This is a genomic window from Priestia sp. YIM B13552 (genome assembly GCF_042787775.1).
GTDB lineage: Bacteria > Bacillota > Bacilli > Bacillales > Bacillaceae_H > Priestia > Priestia megaterium_E.
In genome coordinates, this window is sequence record NZ_JBHZOU010000003.1 from 15,608 (window position 1) to 35,603 (window position 19,996).

Here is a 19,996-nt window from a genome sequence, read left to right on the forward strand (position 1 = left end):
AGGCTTCTGCTTCTTTTCAACACAAGCTGAAATAGGAGTGAACACGATGAATGAATTAGTCAGGAAAGAGCCGGTTTCTGTAGTAAGAGATACGAAAAAACGAAAGAAAAAATTAAAAACAGAGTCCTCTTTATGGTGGATGTACCTTCCCGGCTTAGTAATTATCACCGTTTTTATTATCTATCCTTTTATTAACGGAATTAGACTTTCCTTTACTAATTGGAATGGATTTTCACAAACATATGATTGGATTGGGCTCCAGCAGTATAAACGTTTGCTTGCAGATCCAACGACTTGGCTTGTGATAAAAAATACGCTGCTCTATGGAATAGGCAGTACAATTTTCCAAAACATTATTGGCTTGTTATACGCTTTGCTTCTGAATCAAAGCATTAAAATGAAAGCTGTAACAAGAACAATTGTCTACCTTCCGGTTATTATCAGCCCAATTATTATGGGGTATATCTGGTACTTCTTTTTTGCCTACCAAGGAGGCGCTTTAAATGACCTTCTTGTATTTTTAGGTTTTGAGAAGATTAATGCTTTGGGAACTCCAGAGCTTAACTCTTGGATTATCGTGTTCGTCAATACGTATCAATTCGTTGGAATTGCGATGATTATTTATTTAGCGGGGCTGCAAAGTATTTCAAAAGATTATTACGAGGCAGCGCAGCTTGACGGAGCATCGGCTCTTCAGCAGTTTAAAAATATCACGCTTCCATTGCTTATGCCTTCGATTACAATTAACGTCGTTTTAAATATTATCGGAGGTTTAAAGCTGTTTGACGTCATTGTTGCGCTGACAGGAGGAGGGCCTGGAGATGCATCGCAGTCAATGTCTACTTTTATGTATGACTTATATTTTAGAAGGCAGGACGCCGGCTATGCTGCAACTCAAGGTGTGTGCATGGCGCTCATTATCTTAGTCATTAGCTTATCAGCACTTGTTTACTTTAAACGAAAGGAGACAGAAGCGTGATGGACTATACAAATAAACGGAAAAAACGATTTTTTACCTTTCTAGCTCTTTGTATAACGCTCGTTCATATTGTCCCTTTTTATATTCTTGTTACGACTTCTTTAAAAGCAACCGGGGATTTTAGTTCCAAATGGGTATTTCCAAAAAGCATACACCTTGAAAATTTCATAACGGCTTGGGAGCAAGCGAATTTAGGCAGTTCTTTTATGAATACGTTTATCATTACGTTCGTTTCGGCGGTTCTGCTTATTTTTTTAGGATCAATGGCTGCGTATCCTCTAGCGCGCCGCCAAACGAAACTAAATAAGTACGTCTATTTTATCTTTATCGCCGTGATGGTAATACCGCCTTTAACAGCGTTAGTTCCGCTGTACAAAATGGTTGTGAATATGGGGATGATGAACACGTACCAAATTGCTATTTTAAATAATGTCGCAGCATTTTTGCCGCTAACGATCTTTTTGTATGCGGGTTTCATTCGCTCCACTATTTCTAAAGAGCTCGAGGAAGCAGCAAGAATTGATGGGGCCGGCACGTTAACGATTTTCTTTAAAATCGTATTTCCACTGCTAAAGCCTGTCACTGCGTCTATTTTAATTATTGCAAGCGTCTACATTTGGAACGACTATCAGTTTGCAATTTTCTTCCTTCAAGATAAGGAAATGCATACATTAACCGTTACGTTAGCAAGCTTTTTTGCCGAAAATCAAAATAATCTTAGCTTAGTAGGAGCAGCTGCGATTATTGCGATGCTTCCAATGACCATTTTATTTTTAGTGCTACAAAAATACTTTATTGCAGGGCTTTCATCAGGATCTGTAAAAGGATAAAACCAATATGAGGAAGGAAGATGAAAATGTCTAAAATCACATTTATCGGAGCGGGAAGTACAGTTTTTGCAAAAAATATTTTAGGAGACTGCATGTTTGTGCCTGCTTTAGCTGGCTTTGAATTTGCGCTATACGATATAGATGCTGAGCGTTTAAGAGATTCGGAAAATATGCTAAACAATCTAAAAGAAAACTATAAAGTGAATATTACGGTTAAAGCCTATTTGAACCGCAGAGAAGCTTTAACAGGAGCAAAGTATGTGATTAACGCCATTCAAGTAGGCGGTTACAAACCAAGCACCGTCATTGATTTTGAAATTCCTAAAAAATACGGCTTGCGTCAGACAATTGGAGATACAGTAGGAATTGGAGGAATCTTCAGATCACTGCGCACGATTCCGGTCCTGTTTGATTTTGCAAAAGATATTGAAGAAGTATGTCCGGATGCGCTGTTTTTAAATTACACCAATCCAATGGCAACACTAACGGGTGCAATGTTGCGCTATACAGATGTAAAGACGGTAGGCCTTTGTCACAGTGTTCAAGTATGTACAAAAGATTTGTTTGACTCTCTCGGAATGGATCATGAAGGGATACAAGAGAAAATCGCAGGCATTAACCATATGGCATGGCTGCTAGAAGTAAAAAGAGATGGACAAGATTTATATCCAGAAATTAAGCGTCTGGCAAAAGAAAAGCAAAGAACAAAGCATCACGACATGGTGCGTTTTGAGCTAATGGATAAGTTCGGTTATTATATTACCGAATCGTCTGAGCATAACGCAGAGTATCATCCATACTTTATTAAACATAAATATCCAAATCTTGTTGATCAGTTTAACATCCCTCTTGATGAATATCCGCGCCGATGCGAAGAGCAAATCAGCAATTGGGAATCAATGAGAGAAGAAATGGTTAACAACAGTCAGTTAACTCATACACGTTCACATGAATACGGCTCTAGAATCATTGAAGCAATGGAGACAAACGTGCCGTTTAAATTTGCCGGTAACGTATTAAATACCGGAGGCTTAATTAGTAACCTGCCGACAAAAGCGTGCGTAGAAGTTCCATGTGTTGTAGACCGAAGCGGCATTATGCCGACTTATGTAGGAGACTTACCTGAGCAGCTTGCGGCGTTAAATCGTACGAATATTAATACGCAATTGCTAACAATTGAAGCAGCAGTCACTAGAAAAAGAGAGCACATCTATCAAGCAGCGATGCTAGATCCTCATACAAATGCGGAATTATCTATGGATGACATCATTCGTATGTGCGATGATTTAATTGAAGCCCACGGCGAGTGGCTGCCTGATTTTACAGGGAAAGTGAATCAATACGTGTAATAAAAGAATCCTCGGCTGAGATCAGCTGAGGATCTTTTATGCTTAGGAAAAGAAGGGAATATCATCCCAATCGATATTGACATTTAAAAATGTTCGTCATACACTGTAAGAGGCAAGTCATTTTATACTAAGAAAGGAAAGGTACCGTAGACAATGGATAATTAATCCTATTTTTTAGACATTCTTTTAAAACTTTATTTTAAATGAACATTTGTCTAGATAGGATTAGTCTGTACATTTTTAGGTGCCATTTCTATATGTCTTATATGAAGTGATTTCTCCCTTTTTTTACTCTATAAAAGGGTGCATATTTGCGTATGCCTAATTATGACCTCTAATCCTCTCTAGAAATCCTAGGGAGGTTTTTTTATGTTATTGTTAGAAGCTATAAATATTGAAAAAAGCTATGGAGATCGCCTGCTGTTTCAAGCAGAGAAACTTCAAGTACATCGCGGAGAGCGAATTGGAATTGTGGGGAAAAACGGAGAAGGCAAATCGACGTTGGTTCATATTTTAATGAAAAAAATGAGTCCAGATCAAGGGATTGTGCAAACATATGGCCGTTCCTCACTGATTCCGCAGCTTGATGTTCAACCTACAGGAGACGTTTCTCCGGAGATGAAAAGTCAGTGGAGTGTGCCAACTGAAGCGGACTTTCTTAGCGGAGGAGAAGAAACAAGAAAGAAAATTGCAGCTGCTCTTTCATCCGGCGCGGAACTGCTTGCAGCCGATGAGCCAACGAGCCACTTAGATGTAAAAGGCGTAGAGAAATTTGAAGAAGAAATGAAGTCTTTTACAGGCAGTCTGCTGCTGATTTCACATGACCGAGAATTATTAAACCGCCTTTGTACGTCTATTTGGGAAGTAGAAGGCGGCAAAATTCACTGCTATGAAGGCAATTATCAAGAATATGTGACGCAAAAAAAACATGCGGTTGAAAGACAGCAGTTTGAATATGAACAGTATGTAAAAGAAAAGCAGCGGCTCGAACTGGCGTCTGAAGAAAAAAGCCAAAAATCAAAGTCGCTTAAAAAAGCGCCGAGCCGCATGGGCAATTCTGAAGCGAGACTTCATAAGCGAGCGGTCGGAAAACAAAAAGCGAAGCTAGACAGAAGCGCAAAAGCGATTGAAACAAGAATTGAAAAGCTGGAGAAAAAAGAAAAGCCAAAAGAAATGGAAGAAATTCATTTTGACCTATCGCAGTTTCACCAAGTGCACAGCAAGCAGGTACTGAGCTTTGACAAAGTATCAGCATCAGCTGGTAATCATATGTTGTTTCAAAACCTAAAAGGCGTTGTGAAGCCAGGAGCGAAAGTAGCGATTGTCGGCAAAAACGGCGCCGGAAAATCTACGCTGCTGAATATGATTGAGCAGCGAACAGAAGGCATCACGGTTGCGAAGCCTGTAAAACTCGGCTTTTTCCATCAGCGCCTTGAAAATCTAGATCCCGCTAAAAGCATTTTAGAAAACATTAAAGAAGACAGTCCGTACACTGAACAGTTTATTCGTACGGTACTATCACGCTTACTTTTTAAACGTGAAGACGTGTATAAAAAAGTAGAGATGCTAAGCGGAGGAGAACGAGTCAAAACGGCATTAGCAAAAGTCTTTTTAGGAAACTATAACGTTCTTCTTTTAGATGAACCGACCAACTATCTTGATCTTCATACAAAAGAAGCGCTTCAAGAAGTGTTAAAAGCTTATCCAGGGACGATTTTATTTGTGACGCACGACCGCTATTTTGTTAAAAAGCTTGCGACGCATGTTTTGACGTTAAAACAGTCCAAAGCGGAGCTTGCGGCGATTGAAGACACGGATAAAAGCAAAAAAGCGTCACAGCAGCAAAATGAAGCGGAGAAACTTGCGCTTCAATTAGAATTAACAAAAGTGATTAGCGAGCTTTCTATCACGCCAGAAGGAAAAGACAAGCAGCGGCTTGAAAAAAGATATGAAGAGCTGTTAGAAGAAAGAAAACGATTAAATAGAAAGGAAGGATAATATCACTTCACCTAACAATGAATTCAATGATGTTACTGAACATCAAAAGCGTATTGAAGGAAAATTAACGGATATGAATGTAAAAGGAACGCCCAAAAGAATAAAATGGATTGGCTATGGAATCATTATTTTCTTTGTGATTCTTATTTTAACGATGATCATCGGCATATTTATCAATTAAAACAAAAAGAAGCCGCTTCAATGTTGAAGCGGCTTCTTTTTTATTTTCCTACTTTTGTAACGATCGCATCTCCGTTTTTTCCAACTCGTACAGTAGCAAAACGAGCTTCGCTTTCCACTTTGCTGCCGGTTCCTTCTGGAATAAAGTAATGCTCAATTCCGTACTGAATTCCCCAGTCGTGATAGCTGCCCGTAATGACAACGTCTTTTTCTTTAGAAGTATACGGCTTATTCCAGTCATCATCCGCTTGGTAGATTTTTGCGTATTTATACACGCCTTGTTTGTCAGGACGAAGAACGAGCTTCACTTTTTCTCCGTCTTTCACATGAGGTAAGGTAACGTGCGCAATGTCGTAATTCAGCTCAACATAATCGCCTTGCAGCAGCGAGCGCGGATCGATTGGCTGTAAAGCGAGCTTAATTTCTTTTCCGTTTTGAAGAAGCACTTCGTTTTTAGTGAAAATGCCGCCCAGCATAATGAGCTGAACAAGAATGATGATCCATACAGCGGTTCGGCTGCGGTCAAGAAACGACGGCTGCGGCTGATCAGGCGTTGACAGGTCCCATTTCCTGCTTAGGAAAAGAAAGATAAGACCTAAAATAACGAGCACAAGTGATTTATTAAATAAATCCCACACAAAGTCGTAATATTTCATCGCTAAAAAAACAAACCAGAAGATCATGCCGACAATAAAATCATATTTTGGCTCTTTTCGTACCGTCACAAATAAAAAGACGGTCGAAATTACAAAAAACACCGTGCAGTAAATAATATTTAAAAAAGACGGTTCGCTTAATTCAGTCAGCGACAGTAAAAAGATAAAAGCAAGAAGCAGCGCCGCTTTTTTAAACGCGTGGTGTAGGTTTATCGCGTACACAGCGGCATTTAATAGAAACAAAGCGAGCAGCACATAATCTATTTTGATAGTGTCATAGTAAGCAGTCGGAACCTTTATTAACAGAAGCCCTTGCACTAGCACAAAAAGCAACAGGCGAACGGGCGTATGCTTCGTGAATACTAAAAGCGCTACAAGTGCGATGACGTAGATAAAAAACAGAATGTCGTTCACAAAAAAAGAAGCGCCGCCGCTAATTAATACGCCCATCATTAAAAGCGTATATTTCACGGTTGGAATATCTGCTTTAATCAAATAACATGCCACAATCAGCAAAACTCCAATCACAAGCATTCCGTTTGTTGGGTACGTTCCTGTAATAAGTGTGACAAGTCCTCCTAAAGAGCTGCTGCCGATCACCGACGCAATGGCCGTAATCCCAATCACCGCTATTCGTTTGATTACGCGGAGCGAGGTTTTTTGTGCTGACGTGTTGGCAGTGAGCCATTTGACAAACCATACGCTTGCACCAATAAATAAAATCACGAATCCTAAAGCTAAGAACAGTGACCATTCAGCGTAGTGTTTAAAAATAAAAGAGAAAAACTGTTCAATAACAAATAAAGCAAATGCCACGATGGAAATCCCTAAAAACGACCTTTGCGGCTTCGCTTTTGAAAAATAAAAAAAGGAGCTTATTAAAAACAGCAAATAAAAAATAATAAGACCAATCCGTAATTTAGAGCTGCCTGTGAAATCCGGCAGGGAAACAGTTAAAAAAATGTAGTGAAACAAACAAAACGCTGCGTACATGATCACAGGAGACGAGCGCTGTTTCTTTTTTATGATCCAAAAGATGAGTAAGTTCACAAACGCCATTCCTGCGTAAAGTAAAAGCGTCTCATGTTCGCCTCGCTGTGAAACTGCGCCTGTTGGTGAAATAAAAAAAGCCATGGTGAATTGAAATAAAACAAACGATAACACGTGAAACGGCTGATACTTTGTAAAAAAGCTAAACAAAATAACCGGCACAAGCCAAATTAAAAACAGCCAGTACGATTCAGCGTGCGTGTTGTAAATTTGAGAAAGAAGCGCGATGCTTAATCCAAATGAAAGAGCGCCGGCCAAAAGCGTCCAGTGACTTAAAAACGCCTGCTGAGGAAGGAGCTTTCGCACTACAAACGCACTTCCGTAAAACAGCAGCATCAGCCCCACGCTCAGCGCAATTTTAGTGTAGCGGTCAAAGCCTTGCCAGTTCGATGCAAAGAAATATAAAATGCCGGACAAAACAAGAGCCAACCCCAGTAAATAACCGAGTCTTACGAGCTTTTCTCTCATACTCAACCTCCTCTTTATATTATGTATATACTAGCGCATGTTTAAATATTTGGAAATAGAAAGAATGAATGCGTTTTAACAAAAAAATTGTGTAAAAAGGCCTTTTAGTGGCGCGGAAATAACAAGTAAAGTAGTCCAAAAATCTTGATAAATTGTCAATGGTAAGATAGTTTTGGTTATTTTATCCTGAAGAGTGGGTATTGAACTAAAAACCTACATTATTCCCAAAAAATATAAGAAAACGTGCCGATGTGCTCTCTTTCTTTATTTGATAAGCTATAAAAGGGAATTACTGTTAGAGAAACCAAGAGATAGATATAAAGGAAGTGTCATCATATGAATGAGATGTTTGTTGCTCATCTGTATACCCAAGTGAAGCAGGCACATGAAGATATCCAGCAGCTTACGGCTAGTAAAAACACGTTAACGGAAGTCAAAGGCGAGCTTGAACGTGCAAAGGAAAAGGTAAAAGAACCAGAGCTCACTTCCGCCACTTGGTCAGGCAGCCTTGCTGTTGGGTTTGAAGACATCCGGACCGCTATGTTAGACGAATACGATGATTTGCTGACCCGTCAGCTGACGGATGCCATCACGACAATTGAAGCAAAAATTACGGCGCTTCAATCGGATATACAAGGGATGGAACGCGCCATTAAAATGCAAGAAGACGAAGCAAAAGATAAGGTGTGATGCAATATGGCAGACGAAATTAAAGTAATAGATGGTGAAATTAATAGAACGCTTAGTGACCTAAGCGCTGCTGCGCAGCAGTTTCAGCCGCTTTTTCCGTTTCACGTTGGAAGCGGACAAGAACTAGCGGTGCTTGATGAATTAAACCAGCTGAACCAGCAGCTGCAAACGTTAATTGTGGACTACAGGCAAACGCTCCTCGATGATTTGAACACCACCAAAAAATCCGTGCAGTCCATAAAAGAAGCAGATGAAAAAGCTGCAAACGCCGCTAAATAATGTTCATATTTTATATAAAGCTATCAAAAACAACCTTTCAACCAGCATAGATTTGGCATTCAAATAAAAAGGTTTTATCTAGCGGATGATGCAAGCCTTGTAAAGAGGAGCGTCCGCTTAGGTTTAGAAAAATGACGGGCGGTTGTTCGTTAACCGTTTGTTGTTTTTCTACATCGATACAGCTAGGAGGTTACAGATTATTGAAAACACTTGATGTCGATGCTTTTCACGAGAATATTCAAGCTATCTTAGACTCTATTAAAAGTCAAAAAGAACAAATTCAGGGCCTGATTTCACAGGTTCAGGCATTTTCAAGCTTAGATGATGCGTTTAAAGGAAAAGGAGGAGAAGCGATTCGGTCTTTTTACGAAACGGGACATGCTTCTTTTTTAACGCTGTATCATTCATTACTCACTTCCTGTGAAGCTCGACTAACTCAAATCACACATGCGCTGCGCTCATTTGAACCGAGCGAAGACGGCTACATCACGCAGCCGTTTCTGCAAGACACTATTCCTGCGCATTTAAATCAAACAAGAAATACAACCGTTTCGCTTGTCGATCAAGCGAATGCAGCGATTCAAAAAGTCAGTCACCTTGCTTCTGTTTCAGCGCTTAACGACCAAGGTTTTCTAACAGAAGTAGAACAAGCAAAAAACAAAGCGGACAAAACGATGAACGATTTAGTCCGTTTTGACGAACAGCAAACGCAAAGCCTTTCAGTCATTCAAGATCAGCTGACATCTTTAAACTCGCTGCTTTCTAAAGTGAAAGCTGGGTTTCAAAATGGTTCCATTCAGCCGGGCAATGTAAGTGAGCTGAGCGCGTTGGCGAAAAAAGCGATGACCGATTCAGGAGGCGTCTCGGTTTTTGAAAAAGGCATTCCAACAACCTTGACAAGAAAAGAAAAACAAGAGAAAGTGATAAAGGAAGTAGGCCTTAAAAAACTGATTCAGCTTCAAGCAATGACGCCTGCTGAACAGTTAAAAGAAATTCACAAGCTTGAAAAAACCTCGCCTTACATAAGAGAAGTGCTAACGCAAATTCAGCAGGATACAGCACCTGCTAACATGAAAAAACTAGCGGAACTGTCACCTGCAGAGCAAGCAGTGAAACTTGAAAAAAGCCCATACCTGCAGGCGCTCAACGATTCTTCAACTGTGGGCATGCTAACGTCTCAACAGATTCTTCAAAACGCTACGGGCGTTGAGGGAATGCTTATGCAGTCAGTGATGCGTCAGGGTCAGGTTAGGAGTGTTGGGACTAAAAAAACAGCTGAATCCTTTGACTTTACAGAAATCTGTGAAAATCCTAAAGCTAAAAAAGAAGAAACCGGTATAAAAGCTGTAGTCAAGGACGTAGGAGAAGGTGCTATAACTTTAGCAAAAGGTACAGTTACGGGTACTAAAGGCGTAGCACAAGACATTTGGGCCGGTATGGGAGAGAGAGCAGATAAACGGTACAACTCCTTGTATGACTTTGGAAACTATATAACGATGGGCGGATTTGATGGCGCTGTTTCCTTCAAAGAGGGGTTGAATGAACGAGGAGAAAAATCGTTTGATTCACCGTATGACTTTGTCAATCACGCAACGATGGGACTCTTAGATGTAGGGCAGCAGGCACTTAATCCGGACAAACCTCTTTCAAAAGAGCACTGGGAAAACAGCATGTTTCTGTTTGCGAGTGTCATTGGAGGAGCGAAACCCGCAGGAGCGGTAAAATCCGTTCCAAAAGTAACAAACGTTCCGCGTGTACCTGCACATAAAGCAACCAAAACATTAAGCGATATGCGAAATGTCGTCAGCCCAAAAGCAGCAAGCAATTGGTCGAAGAAGGTGTATGAACCGTTTCAAAAGCAGATCAAACCTTTACTAGATGCGGAGATGCCGACTTTACGTCCTCAACCTCAACTGGTAGGGATAGGAGAGGCTTTGCCTGGAAAGACCTTTGGTGAAGCGTTAAATGGATTAACGACGTATAAGATGGGGAATGTTTCGAAAGGTCAGTCCAAAGCTTTGGAGAAAGTGGAAAAGCCTGATAGTAAAGCGAATGTTGAAGGGGTTTATGATCAGGAAGCTGTTTCTAAGGGTAATACTAGTATACCGAAGCCGGTAAGACCTAAAGCAAGTAGAGTGAAACCTGACACTCGAAAAAAACCTTCTGCTAATAAAAAACAGAAGGAAAAAAAATTATCAAATGCGCAATTAAATAAACTGGTAAAAGACCACTTTGTAAAAGAAACCGCGAGGACTAGAACCTTTACATCAGAGACTATGCCCGGAAGTAAAGCCTTTGCAAAATGGTTTAATGAATTGAGCGTAGATGAATTTGAATTAGCCTGGTCTACTCCAAAATTAAGGACTATTATTGAGAGTAGAATTCGTTATCCTGGTGGGTACCATGAATGGCACTTAGTATCACGAGCGCCAATTTTTAAGCGGTGGGGTGTAACGGCTGAAGATATAGCAGAAATGAGAACGTTAACGAAAGATGTTGAATTTGTTAATCCGGTAGGAAGACATGGGTTTGATGGTTCTGGCAAAGCTCATAGAGAGCTTCTCAATTTAATTGATTACTCACTTGACTACGATACATTTAAAAGAAAATTAAGAAATTGGGCACATTATAGGTTAAAAGGTGGAATTGATTCATTGCCAGAAGGACTTAGGTAAATAGAAAAGGGGGATTATGATGGAAAACCCAGGAGCTGTTTCTCTTTGGTTTGGAAATTGTAGTGATGAGGATTTGTTAAGCAAGTATGTAGAAATAAAATATGATGATGAGGGAGATAGAATCCCTTCGAGCTTCATGAATGATTTTCAGATAAATTTCCTTGAGTACAATCAAGACTTATTAGAATGTACCTACAATGAATATCCTACATCTTCTTTGTCCGAATTACTAAAGAATGCTTCGTATTCTGATTCACTTATAAGTGAACTTGAAGACTTTTATGGTGAAAGCTTAGAAGAGCCGTACAATATTGTTATTCGGTTGTATGATTTTGAATATGAAGAACTTGTTGAGGAAGCAAAACTTGATGGTAGGAAGCTTAAATATATGGGTTCTGTTATTTATGAAGATTAGAGTTTGAATTAAAGAACCTAAGTATATTTATTAATATATTATCTGAAGAAAAAAGCACTTCTTGTCTAATGACAAAAGGTGCTTTTTTTCATTTTAGGATAGAAGTAGGTAGACACATTATAATTTTATAAGTGCACGAAGTATTAAATTTTTAAAGAAGGAAATTAAATACATCGAAAGGGAATTAAAACAGCTAGTAAATCTACTAGATTATCAATTAGAGACGATGCCGGGAATAGAACTTGTGACGGCATCGGCATTAATTGCAGAAATTGGGGATGTAAAGTTATTTCCAAATGCCAATAAATTAGCACGATTTGCGGGGATTGCACCTGTTTACTTTGGTTCTGGTGGGAAAGGTAAGACACATAAAAGTAAACAAGGAAACAGGGCGCTACACGCTTTATTTTATAATTTAGCCGTACAGCAAGTGCAAGTAGCGAAAGGAAGTAAGTTACCTAGAAACCCAGTGTTTCATGTATATTATCAAAAGAAACTAAAGAGGGAAAAACAAAAGGACAAGCATTGGTATGTATTATGAGAAGTTTTGTAAACATTGTATATGGTATGATGAAATATAAAACAGCTTATGAATTGCTTGATACGTTTGCAGGGAAAGGTCAACTACTGCCAAACGGTAAAAAAGAAAGAGTAGACTTTAGTAAAAATATTTGGAAGTACTATGATCGAAATAACGGTGAATACCTTGAGACTACTAATGGATTGATACATTCTGGCAAAGATGGAGCTCATATAGTACCATCAAGGCTGTAAAGACAAAAGAAAAGAGGATGTATACGGGGTACGACTCTTTAATAGGAACATTAAGAAAATATGGACATAGTGACATGATACTAGAATGGGAAAATGGATTAAGGATTGTTGGTGAACTAGATACAGTTTTTGAAACAGATAATGGGTTAGATGACGACGATGTAAATTATACCGAATATGATGCAGCTGTATTTCAAGTAAATGATATTTTAGCGCATCCTACTAGTGAGGAAAGTAGTTTATACAATTGGCTAATAAAAAAAGGTTCATTAGTTGAAATTTCACTTTACGATGATCCTCCTAGTGCAGTTTTTTTAACTGAGGGAGAAAGTGTATGGAAAAGGGATAATCAAAAATAAAAACGTCACTTTAAACATATACCTTGATGGGCTACATTACCTTTCAAGGTTTATTTTGTTTTTTATAAATTTTTTAATTTCTTTGACATAGGGGTTAACTGTATTACTTAAATTCCATATATAGTGAAATTAAAATTAAATAAGTATTTCTTATAGATATATCCGAATTATACAAAGCCTGAAATCGCAAGAAGTGTATATGAAGAGGAAGCTAAAAAGCAACAAAAGGATGGTCTAGCAGCTGTTTCTTTTGCAGCGGATATGGTGCCTGTGGTTTCCAATGTAAAAGGTTGATGGGAAGCAAGTGTAGGATACGATCCTATTACTGGGAATGAACTATCTAGTTTTGACCGTTCTGTTTCTGGAGCAGGAATTGTCTTTGGCGGCTTTGCGAGAGTGCCAGGGAAAGTGGTGAAATACGGAAGCAAAGGAGCAGAATACGTACTTCGTGTAAACAAAGCAGAAAAGACCGTAACCAAGCATAAGGTTAAAGATGTTCCCAAGGGCGAGTCAAAAGCTGTGGAGAAAGTGGAAAAGCCTGGTTGGTGCTAAGGCGAATGTTGAAGGGGGTCATAATCAGGAAGCTGTTTCTAAGGGTACGGGTAATAGTAGTACCGATATTCCGCCAGCCTTCAAGCAAGAGAAATTTGCTAGTTCCTATGAATCAAGGGTTAATCAGACGTCTGCACAGGTTAATCCAAGGGTTGAATTTGAAGGAATCAGAGGAGAATCTTTATGTACACTTAAACCACCACCAGATCCAAAATTGAAACGTATATTCGATGAGGCGGGTATTGAAGGTATCCAATATAAAAATGGAGTTCCTGATTTTTTACCAGTATCAAAGGCTCAAATTGAAATTGACTATATGCTTGGAGGAAGTGGGAATTATGGTGGGAAAGCTAGGACTTACAATTTTCTCAAGCAGATCAGCAGTTGGCAAATAAGTTAAATAAGTCAGATGAATTAACACGCCAATTTGGAATGGAACCAGGTAGGGTTACTATCAAAGAAGTAGAAAACTATCGGAAGATAAATAAATTAACATGGCATGAATTAAATGATGGGAAAATAATGCAACTTGTACCGACAGAGATAAATAAAAGATTTGGTCATCTTGGTGGAGTAGGAGAGATAAATGCAGGAGCGTTTAAGCCGGGAGGATTTGCTAATAAATAAAAAGGAGAAATAAGATGAAAATAAATGATGCGGTTTTTGGTGAGCTTGAATATGATTTGCTTTGGTCTAAGGATACTAGCATTGTCTTTTTAGGTCATGAAGTTGAGATAGCGCTAATGGTAAAAGGTGCTGAGGATGGTAAGTTTGATAAGGAACAATATGCAGCATATACTTCACTTATGCAAAATTGGGAACAGTTACAACAAAGCCTTTTGCCATCCATATTAGACTACTACAAACAAGAGCGTCAGGATCTAGGTTATGATATTGAAGTAAATGAAAACTATCCATTAGTTGAAACAACTAATGAAATATCAGAGATGATACGTTTAGATGGAATAGTTGTTCCCTATGTAGGTTCTTTTGACGGTCGAGATATTGGACTTACATTTAATTGTACATGGGATATAGAAAATGGGCTAGGGATTCGTTTATTAAATGAAAAAGTAGCTGAAGTAGGTTACCAGGATGTTGCAATTTGAAATAGGCTGTTAAAAAGTAAAAACTCATGATGGTTGTACCGTCAGGGAGTACTGTATGTAATGATAAAATAGAAAAACGGAGTACGAGCTTAGGTGAGATGACATTTTACTGGGTGATGAATAGACACAATGAAGATGGTGATAATTTGTAAAGAAAGAAGACGAACGATTACAAAAAACTTGATATACTCTTTTCAAAGTTTTTTTGAAAAGTGAATATATAGAAATTCTAGAATGGAATGTTCCCTGTTCAGACCTTATTGACTCAATTTTTGTTAATGAAGAAGATTTATGACCAGAAGACATAGTGGAGATTGTCTCACCCTATGAAGAAGAATTCCCTATTATTAATTAACTAAAGATATAATGTTACGGGAGGGCGAAAATGAGTAGAGAATATCAAGTAAATGAAAGTAAAGAAGAGATTGATAAATTGATGGTAATCTATTTTAATTTCATAAATGGAAAATATCTAGAAAAAGCATTAAAAAGCTTTGCTGAAAGAAAAGGTTATGGACAAGAGATTGTCTTTGCTCTTTTTCAGTCTGATTTAGATGAATATGATATGGCGCAACTGCCTAGACTACTAGATGAAAAACATGTTTTGATAGAGTTAGGGTATCCAGCTGTTAAAATTGAACAAATAGCTTTTTTAGATTTTGAAACATTTTATGATTATTTAGATATAAATGTACATAAGGAAATGGAGAAAAACCCAGAGAAAACTGAGCTGATAGATTTATTGGCAGGAGTGAAACGTAGTTTATGTATATAATCTTTTTATCATTACCTAAAAAGGCACTCTATCAGCTGAATGCGGAATTAAGTGACAAAGTGTTGTGAACTCACTATTGAGTTTTGGATATATGATAAAAATCTAGCTTTTATAAACGGGTAACGATTCCCCGAATATATAGTAAAGCAATTGAAGCACAGCGACTAAGCACCATATTTTGAAAACATAAATCGTAGTAGTGTTTGCTAAAGGAAGTAGGTCTTGAAAAACTAATTCAACTTCAGATAATGACGCCTTTTGAACAGTTAAAAGGCATTCACAAGCTTGAACAAACATCACCTTATATAAGAGGTAAAGAATATATTTATTCCTATAAATAATGTGGGCATAATGGTTTGCAGATATTTGGTAAGTTAAATTACCAGTGGATAGAAAGGGAGAAAAGCACCATGAAATTTCAAGAGGATATTTCTATTTTATACAAAATGCGTTTTCTAGATAATGAAGGAGATAACATTGAAGAGTTTGAAAATATTCTTAATGAATTATCGCACAGAGGAACAAATGATATAATCCCTGACCTTTGTACAATTTTTGAGGAAGATATTGCTGAGCCAACAGTTGGCGATTACCTTATTGAAACGATATTTTATATTGCTGACCGTTCTGGGACGGAGGAAGGACTATACAACTTGGCTATTGGTATTCCTAAAATGTTACCTCATGCAGAATTCTGGGCGGAAAGAATTCATCGGACACTTTTAAATTCGGAAGGTTTAGTAGCATCTTATATTAACGCGTTAGAAGATGTAGATAGCTCAACAAAACAAATAATTAAAGGAATTCTTCTTGAGATAAGAGAGGACAATCCAGATGTATATTCAGAAAAAGTTAATTCAATCTTAGAGAAATTAAATGAAAATCAAAATCAATAAAACAGAATCTGTACATAAAGCGACTAAAATATTACTTGATATCCTACCTGTCATCAGCACAAAAGCAGCAAGATCTTGAAGGTGTCAAGGTAGCGGGGTTATATGTAGGAGTGGATTTACATAAGGAGCATCATACGGCTGTTATGATTAATTGGTGTTAAGAGAAACTAGGAGAAATACAATTTGAGAATAAATCATCTGCATTCTTTTTGATACTAAGGGGGATTTAAATGAAACCTCATTATTTTACGATCGGTGTTTACGGAAGAAATGTTTAAAGAAAGTATAATTAATAGATGATTATATTCCATGTGGATGAACTGGAGAATATCCTAAAAGAGATATAAAAATTATATGATAAGGAGTGAAGTTTTTGGAAGGAAATAAAGATTTCCTCAATGAATGTATAAGTATTACAAACACTATTATAGATAAGGTTTTTAAAATAGACAGCAATGATGAACAAGAAAAGCAAATCTTGGGTGCGTACCTTTTTGGAATGTTTAATGGGTTGGGGCATGAAAAAAATAGTACACCTGTTGAGATACAGGGTGCTATGATTCAGGTTGCAAATGAAAAACTAAAGTATTCTTTAGAGTCTGCTGTTCAATTTAGCCAGTTTCTTATTAACTCCACCGATAAAGGTTTTCACCCTACTATGTTTGCTATTATTCATAGAGGGTTGGAAGGATATTTTATGTATAAAAATGGTGAAACTGAAAAATTATCACGAGATTTTTGTAATATTATTGAAGTGGTTAAAGCAGCCACCGAAAGGTAAACGGCTAAAGTAAATGACTGGCATGTGAAGCTAGAAAGCGGTCGATATAATGGAAAGCCCATTGGTATATTGAAAATTTCTTGAGAACTTATTCGGAAACATGTCTTACAAAAGGGAGTCAATAGCATTATCGCTATTGGCTCTTTTCGATTGTTAAGATGAAAGAGGTACATTCAAATGAAAAGATTTTACTTACATCATAATGAACTAGTTTGAGCCGCTTAGCTTTATACAAAGTTTGGTACGAATTGTTTTACGGTGGAGGATTAATAACGTTAAAGGGGAATGTATAATGAGGATTTTGCTAATCGAACACATATCCCTATAAGGCCCTCTTGATTAAAAAAGAGAGAATAGGTAGGAACTTGAATCTAGTTGAAAAAATGAAAGGTATATTATTAATTGATGATACGGTAAAGAAGGACGAAAATGGTTACTTTATTGGAGGAGAAGACTATTGAAAGATTGGGAGTATAATGAAATATTTGATGCAATTCAGGAAACATATAAAGAGTTGTTAGACGAAGATAGAGGGTATAGATATGCTATAGCAAAACTAACGGATGAATTTGATAATTTAGGCAAGGTAGAAGATTTTATTGTGGATACTGCTATTGGAGAAATTGCAATTACCCATGAGCAAGTCTTCGTTGGGCACATTAGAGGTATAGCAGGGAGGTTAGGAAAATTTAACCCAAATGAAGCGGAAGACGAGCTAACATTAGACGAAATAAAAGATTTATTGGCACGAATGAATAAAGTAATAGTAGGACTACAAAATGTAGAGGTAGATTATAATTCTTCAGCTGGTGGATGATGAACATGAGTAGCATCAAAGGTATATTAAAGCAACGAACTCGTCAGTTGTAATGTAGAGGTTGTTAAGGGATATAAAGGTGTCATGCAATTAAAGACAACAAGCACTTTTTGTTAGGGAGTTTATTGTAGGGGGAGCGTTAAGATGAAGCAAACAAAAATTAGACAACAAGTTGAAGAAATAATAAAGCAAAGAACTCTTTTAGAGCCTTCTGATAAACTAATTGTAGAACTTCAGCCACTCGTAACTTTTCCTGATGTGGCTGGTTTATTTTATTCTGATCAGAATTACGACTACATTAGTAATAGAATAATCGACTATGAGAACAGGAAAAAAGACAACTTTTCTAAAAAAGAGTTGATTAATATGGTCACCAAGATACTGAATGTTTCTGAAAAGGAATATGAAATTGATAATCTGTTATTAATAGTAGAAAATGCCGTGAAGAAAGATATCTCAGAATACATTTACTATTCAAATGAAGATTTAACGGCTGAACAGATTATAGAAAAAGCACTTTGTGGTGAATAAAACAGTGGTCTATAAGAAACTTAAGAACTGAATAACTAGTGAATAATTATAGAATTAATAGAGAGTGCAGCCTAGCAAATTAATAACCTTGAATCAAAATACATGTGTATAAAACCTATTTATGATTTTGAAAGAGCTTAGCATGGCGTGAGAGCTAATGAACACTTGGAGTAGGTGAAGTGCTTGTAGCAGCGTTTATGCTAGGAGGGTCTCTTAATAAACAACAAAGGAGAGAGAGAATGAAACTAAATGATGCGGTCTTTGGTGAACTTGAGTTTAATACTTATGATTGGATTGGATATAAAAACATGGAGTTTTTTGAGAACGAAGTTAAGGTGACGTTAATAGTCAGGGGGGAATCTGATGGGGAATTTGAGGAAGAACAATATAGGGCATATAATTTTTTACTAGAAAGGTGGCAACAACTCCAACAAAGTATGTTGGAGTCTATATTAGATTATTATAAACAAAAAAGATATGAACTTGGTTACGATGTTGAATTTAACGAAAAGTATCCTTTAATAGAAACAGCTACTCAAATTCTCGAAAAAATAACTTTAGCTGGAATTTTTGTTCCCGATTATGACCTTAACGACTTTCTTGATATCCGGCTTACGTTTGACTGTACGTGGGATGTGGAAAATGGATTAGGACTTTGTCTTGTGAAAGGTCAAGTAACCGAGATAGGTTATCAAGACGTTGTACTTTAAATTGGGAGGCTCTTTTTACACGACCACCTAGGTATATCATAATAAAAAACAACTATAATGCTAAACTTTGTTACAAGAAACAATAGTCAACGTAAAAAGCTGTTCGTACGCTTTGTTGAAGTTAAATTTCAGGCTGCATTATTAAAAGAGAAGGGCGTACAATCTTGCTGTTCGGTAGTGGACTTGTGAAACTTTTTCCCCTTTATCAAAAATAAAAATATGAGACGGAAATGAAAATGGGATATACTTTTAAATTTAGTGAAGATGGCTATTATATTCTGAGGCTAGGTACCGAGCTTAGACTAATGAGCAAACAGTGGTGATGATTATGATTATTGAAATTGACGGTTTCTTTCATCAAGTTCTACTTACGGGTAAAAAGTGTTCAAAACAACAATTGAAGCAAATGTATCTTCAAGCCAAAGAGATAACCATTGAGTCAAAAGACTTTTCTAACGTATTTTGCAGGCTTCACAACTTTGAGCAAATCCCCTATTCAAAGGATATTAAGGTTGACTTCGTGTTAGATACTGATACCGATAGAATTTACGCTCTGTCATATTAACAAACGGTAGTGCTTTTTAGGGGGGCTCTTAAAAGTGAGGCTTCCCTAAGTTGTATACAAGAATCAACGTTATACATGGGTAGGGTATGGAACTATAAAATTTTTAGGAAAGGATACGAAGGTAGCATTATTAATAGGTGGAGAAGATGATGGAAGCTTCGATGAAGGTCAATACGTGGCATACAGCTCGTCAATGGATAATTGGAACAATGTCCAACATAATATATTGCAGCGATAAAGTACTATAAGCAAAAAAGGCATGAGCTCGGTTATGATGTTTCATTTAGCCAAGACTATCCATTAATTGAAACCGTTGATCAATTAATAGAACATATAACACTAGTAGGCATTTCGGTTCCCTATGAATTCCTTCGCGATGGACGTGATATAGGGATCTCATTTGATTGTTCATGGGATCAGGAAAATGGTTTAGGAATTCGTCTTATAGATGAAAAAGTAGAGGAAGTAGGTTATCAAGATGTTGCCATCTAAAGTAGGCTCTTGAAAGTATAGATGATAAGGTTACTGAATCAAGCTTTGGTGCAACATGAAAAATTT

The 19,996-nt window shown here is 37.4% G+C and carries 19 protein-coding genes and 3 pseudogenes; 21 read left to right on the plus strand and 1 reads right to left on the minus strand.

Translation table 11 applies throughout. The features are described 5' to 3' along the window. Positions 1-46: 46 nt before the first annotated feature. The 4 genes from ACFX40_RS12200 to abc-f all read left to right on the plus strand — a co-directional run bounded on the left by ACFX40_RS12200 (position 47) and on the right by abc-f (position 5,156). Positions 47-979, plus strand: a complete 933-nt coding sequence (locus ACFX40_RS12200) for a carbohydrate ABC transporter permease (RefSeq protein WP_013083531.1) — start codon at positions 47-49, stop codon at positions 977-979. Next, on the plus strand, positions 979-1,809 hold the full coding sequence (locus ACFX40_RS12205) for a carbohydrate ABC transporter permease (RefSeq protein WP_060746623.1): 831 nt from the start codon (positions 979-981) through the stop codon (positions 1,807-1,809). Before ACFX40_RS12200 ends, ACFX40_RS12205 begins: the two co-directional genes overlap by 1 nt. A 26-nt stretch (positions 1,810-1,835) precedes the next feature. After that, positions 1,836-3,158, plus strand: coding sequence for an alpha-glucosidase/alpha-galactosidase (melA, locus tag ACFX40_RS12210; protein ID WP_098578638.1), 1,323 nt, complete (start codon positions 1,836-1,838; stop codon positions 3,156-3,158). 369 nt (positions 3,159-3,527) lie between these two features. After that, positions 3,528-5,156 carry a ribosomal protection-like ABC-F family protein gene (gene abc-f, locus ACFX40_RS12215; protein WP_377255045.1) on the plus strand — a complete coding sequence of 543 codons (1,629 nt, stop codon included), beginning with the start codon at positions 3,528-3,530 and terminating at the stop codon, positions 5,154-5,156. Positions 5,157-5,377: 221 nt separating this feature from the next. Here abc-f and ACFX40_RS12220 read toward each other — a convergent pair whose 3' ends face one another. Then, complete coding sequence (locus tag ACFX40_RS12220) at positions 5,378-7,510, minus strand: GDYXXLXY domain-containing protein (protein WP_377255047.1); 2,133 nt, start codon at positions 7,508-7,510, stop codon at positions 5,378-5,380. A 336-nt stretch (positions 7,511-7,846) separates the two neighbouring features. Here ACFX40_RS12220 and ACFX40_RS12225 point away from each other — a divergent pair, with 336 nt between their 5' ends. From ACFX40_RS12225 to ACFX40_RS12305, 17 genes and pseudogenes are all read left to right on the plus strand, one after another. Further along, the gene (locus ACFX40_RS12225; RefSeq protein ID WP_098659301.1) at positions 7,847-8,200 is read left to right on the plus strand and encodes a YwqH-like family protein; all 354 of its coding nucleotides are present in this window, start codon (positions 7,847-7,849) and stop codon (positions 8,198-8,200) included. A 6-nt stretch (positions 8,201-8,206) separates the two neighbouring features. Next, complete coding sequence (locus ACFX40_RS12230; RefSeq protein WP_377255050.1) at positions 8,207-8,479, plus strand: DUF5344 family protein; 273 nt, start codon at positions 8,207-8,209, stop codon at positions 8,477-8,479. Between the two features lie 200 nt (positions 8,480-8,679). After that, positions 8,680-11,154, plus strand: a complete 2,475-nt coding sequence (locus ACFX40_RS12235) for a T7SS effector LXG polymorphic toxin (RefSeq protein WP_377255053.1) — start codon at positions 8,680-8,682, stop codon at positions 11,152-11,154. Between the two features lie 19 nt (positions 11,155-11,173). Next, positions 11,174-11,569, plus strand: coding sequence for an immunity 22 family protein (locus ACFX40_RS12240; RefSeq protein WP_033579301.1), 396 nt, complete (start codon positions 11,174-11,176; stop codon positions 11,567-11,569). A gap of 136 nt (positions 11,570-11,705) precedes the next feature. Beyond that, a pseudogene (locus ACFX40_RS12245) lies at positions 11,706-12,343 on the plus strand (transposase); the annotation flags it as partial. A gap of 17 nt (positions 12,344-12,360) precedes the next feature. After that, positions 12,361-12,702 (plus strand): hypothetical protein, encoded by a 342-nt coding sequence (locus ACFX40_RS12250; protein WP_028408180.1) that lies wholly within the window; start codon positions 12,361-12,363, stop codon positions 12,700-12,702. 321 nt (positions 12,703-13,023) lie between these two features. Further along, positions 13,024-13,254: a pre-toxin TG domain-containing protein gene (locus ACFX40_RS12255; RefSeq protein WP_102813928.1), complete on the plus strand. Its 231-nt coding sequence runs from the start codon at positions 13,024-13,026 to the stop codon at positions 13,252-13,254. After that, positions 13,241-13,881: pseudogene (locus tag ACFX40_RS12260) on the plus strand (HNH endonuclease). Before ACFX40_RS12255 ends, ACFX40_RS12260 begins: the two are co-directional and overlap by 14 nt. A gap of 14 nt (positions 13,882-13,895) precedes the next feature. Next, positions 13,896-14,363 (plus strand): DUF6985 domain-containing protein, encoded by a 468-nt coding sequence (locus ACFX40_RS12265; protein WP_162214411.1) that lies wholly within the window; start codon positions 13,896-13,898, stop codon positions 14,361-14,363. Between the two features lie 385 nt (positions 14,364-14,748). Next, complete coding sequence (locus ACFX40_RS12270) at positions 14,749-15,138, plus strand: hypothetical protein (RefSeq protein WP_195696792.1); 390 nt, start codon at positions 14,749-14,751, stop codon at positions 15,136-15,138. Between the two features lie 410 nt (positions 15,139-15,548). Next, entirely contained in the window at positions 15,549-16,034 is a 486-nt protein-coding gene (locus tag ACFX40_RS12275) for an Imm30 family immunity protein (RefSeq protein WP_328173523.1), read from the plus strand. 373 nt (positions 16,035-16,407) lie between these two features. After that, positions 16,408-16,815 (plus strand): Imm48 family immunity protein, encoded by a 408-nt coding sequence (imm48, locus tag ACFX40_RS12280; RefSeq protein ID WP_028408187.1) that lies wholly within the window; start codon positions 16,408-16,410, stop codon positions 16,813-16,815. Positions 16,816-17,272: 457 nt separating this feature from the next. Then, a complete protein-coding gene (locus ACFX40_RS12285) occupies positions 17,273-17,632 on the plus strand; it encodes an Imm3 family immunity protein (RefSeq protein WP_028408188.1) in 360 nt (119 codons plus the stop codon). Positions 17,633-17,776: 144 nt separating this feature from the next. Next, positions 17,777-18,163, plus strand: a complete 387-nt coding sequence (locus ACFX40_RS12290) for a hypothetical protein (protein WP_028408189.1) — start codon at positions 17,777-17,779, stop codon at positions 18,161-18,163. A gap of 239 nt (positions 18,164-18,402) precedes the next feature. Then, complete coding sequence (locus ACFX40_RS12295) at positions 18,403-18,873, plus strand: DUF6985 domain-containing protein (RefSeq protein WP_028408190.1); 471 nt, start codon at positions 18,403-18,405, stop codon at positions 18,871-18,873. Between the two features lie 328 nt (positions 18,874-19,201). Then, positions 19,202-19,438 carry a hypothetical protein gene (locus ACFX40_RS12300; RefSeq protein ID WP_028412997.1) on the plus strand — a complete coding sequence of 79 codons (237 nt, stop codon included), beginning with the start codon at positions 19,202-19,204 and terminating at the stop codon, positions 19,436-19,438. Positions 19,439-19,532: 94 nt separating this feature from the next. Continuing rightward, positions 19,533-19,930, plus strand: a pseudogene (locus ACFX40_RS12305) (DUF6985 domain-containing protein). The last annotated feature ends 66 nt before the right edge of the window (positions 19,931-19,996 follow it).

Bases quoted from the DNA above. Each gene is read 5' to 3' on its own strand.
- ACFX40_RS12200 (WP_013083531.1), top strand. From the start codon at position 47: ATGAATGAATTAGTCAGGAAAGAGCCGGTTTCTGTAGTAAGAGATACG.
- ACFX40_RS12205 (WP_060746623.1), top strand. From the start codon at position 979: ATGGACTATACAAATAAACGGAAAAAACGATTTTTTACCTTTCTAGCT.
- melA (WP_098578638.1), top strand. From the start codon at position 1,836: ATGTCTAAAATCACATTTATCGGAGCGGGAAGTACAGTTTTTGCAAAA.
- abc-f (WP_377255045.1), top strand. From the start codon at position 3,528: ATGTTATTGTTAGAAGCTATAAATATTGAAAAAAGCTATGGAGATCGC.
- ACFX40_RS12220 (WP_377255047.1), bottom strand. From the start codon at position 7,510: ATGAGAGAAAAGCTCGTAAGACTCGGTTATTTACTGGGGTTGGCTCTT.
- ACFX40_RS12225 (WP_098659301.1), top strand. From the start codon at position 7,847: ATGAATGAGATGTTTGTTGCTCATCTGTATACCCAAGTGAAGCAGGCA.
- ACFX40_RS12230 (WP_377255050.1), top strand. From the start codon at position 8,207: ATGGCAGACGAAATTAAAGTAATAGATGGTGAAATTAATAGAACGCTT.
- ACFX40_RS12240 (WP_033579301.1), top strand. From the start codon at position 11,174: ATGGAAAACCCAGGAGCTGTTTCTCTTTGGTTTGGAAATTGTAGTGAT.
- ACFX40_RS12250 (WP_028408180.1), top strand. From the start codon at position 12,361: ATGTATACGGGGTACGACTCTTTAATAGGAACATTAAGAAAATATGGA.
- ACFX40_RS12265 (WP_162214411.1), top strand. From the start codon at position 13,896: ATGAAAATAAATGATGCGGTTTTTGGTGAGCTTGAATATGATTTGCTT.
- ACFX40_RS12270 (WP_195696792.1), top strand. From the start codon at position 14,749: ATGAGTAGAGAATATCAAGTAAATGAAAGTAAAGAAGAGATTGATAAA.
- ACFX40_RS12275 (WP_328173523.1), top strand. From the start codon at position 15,549: ATGAAATTTCAAGAGGATATTTCTATTTTATACAAAATGCGTTTTCTA.
- ACFX40_RS12290 (WP_028408189.1), top strand. From the start codon at position 17,777: ATGAAGCAAACAAAAATTAGACAACAAGTTGAAGAAATAATAAAGCAA.
- ACFX40_RS12295 (WP_028408190.1), top strand. From the start codon at position 18,403: ATGAAACTAAATGATGCGGTCTTTGGTGAACTTGAGTTTAATACTTAT.
- ACFX40_RS12300 (WP_028412997.1), top strand. From the start codon at position 19,202: ATGATTATTGAAATTGACGGTTTCTTTCATCAAGTTCTACTTACGGGT.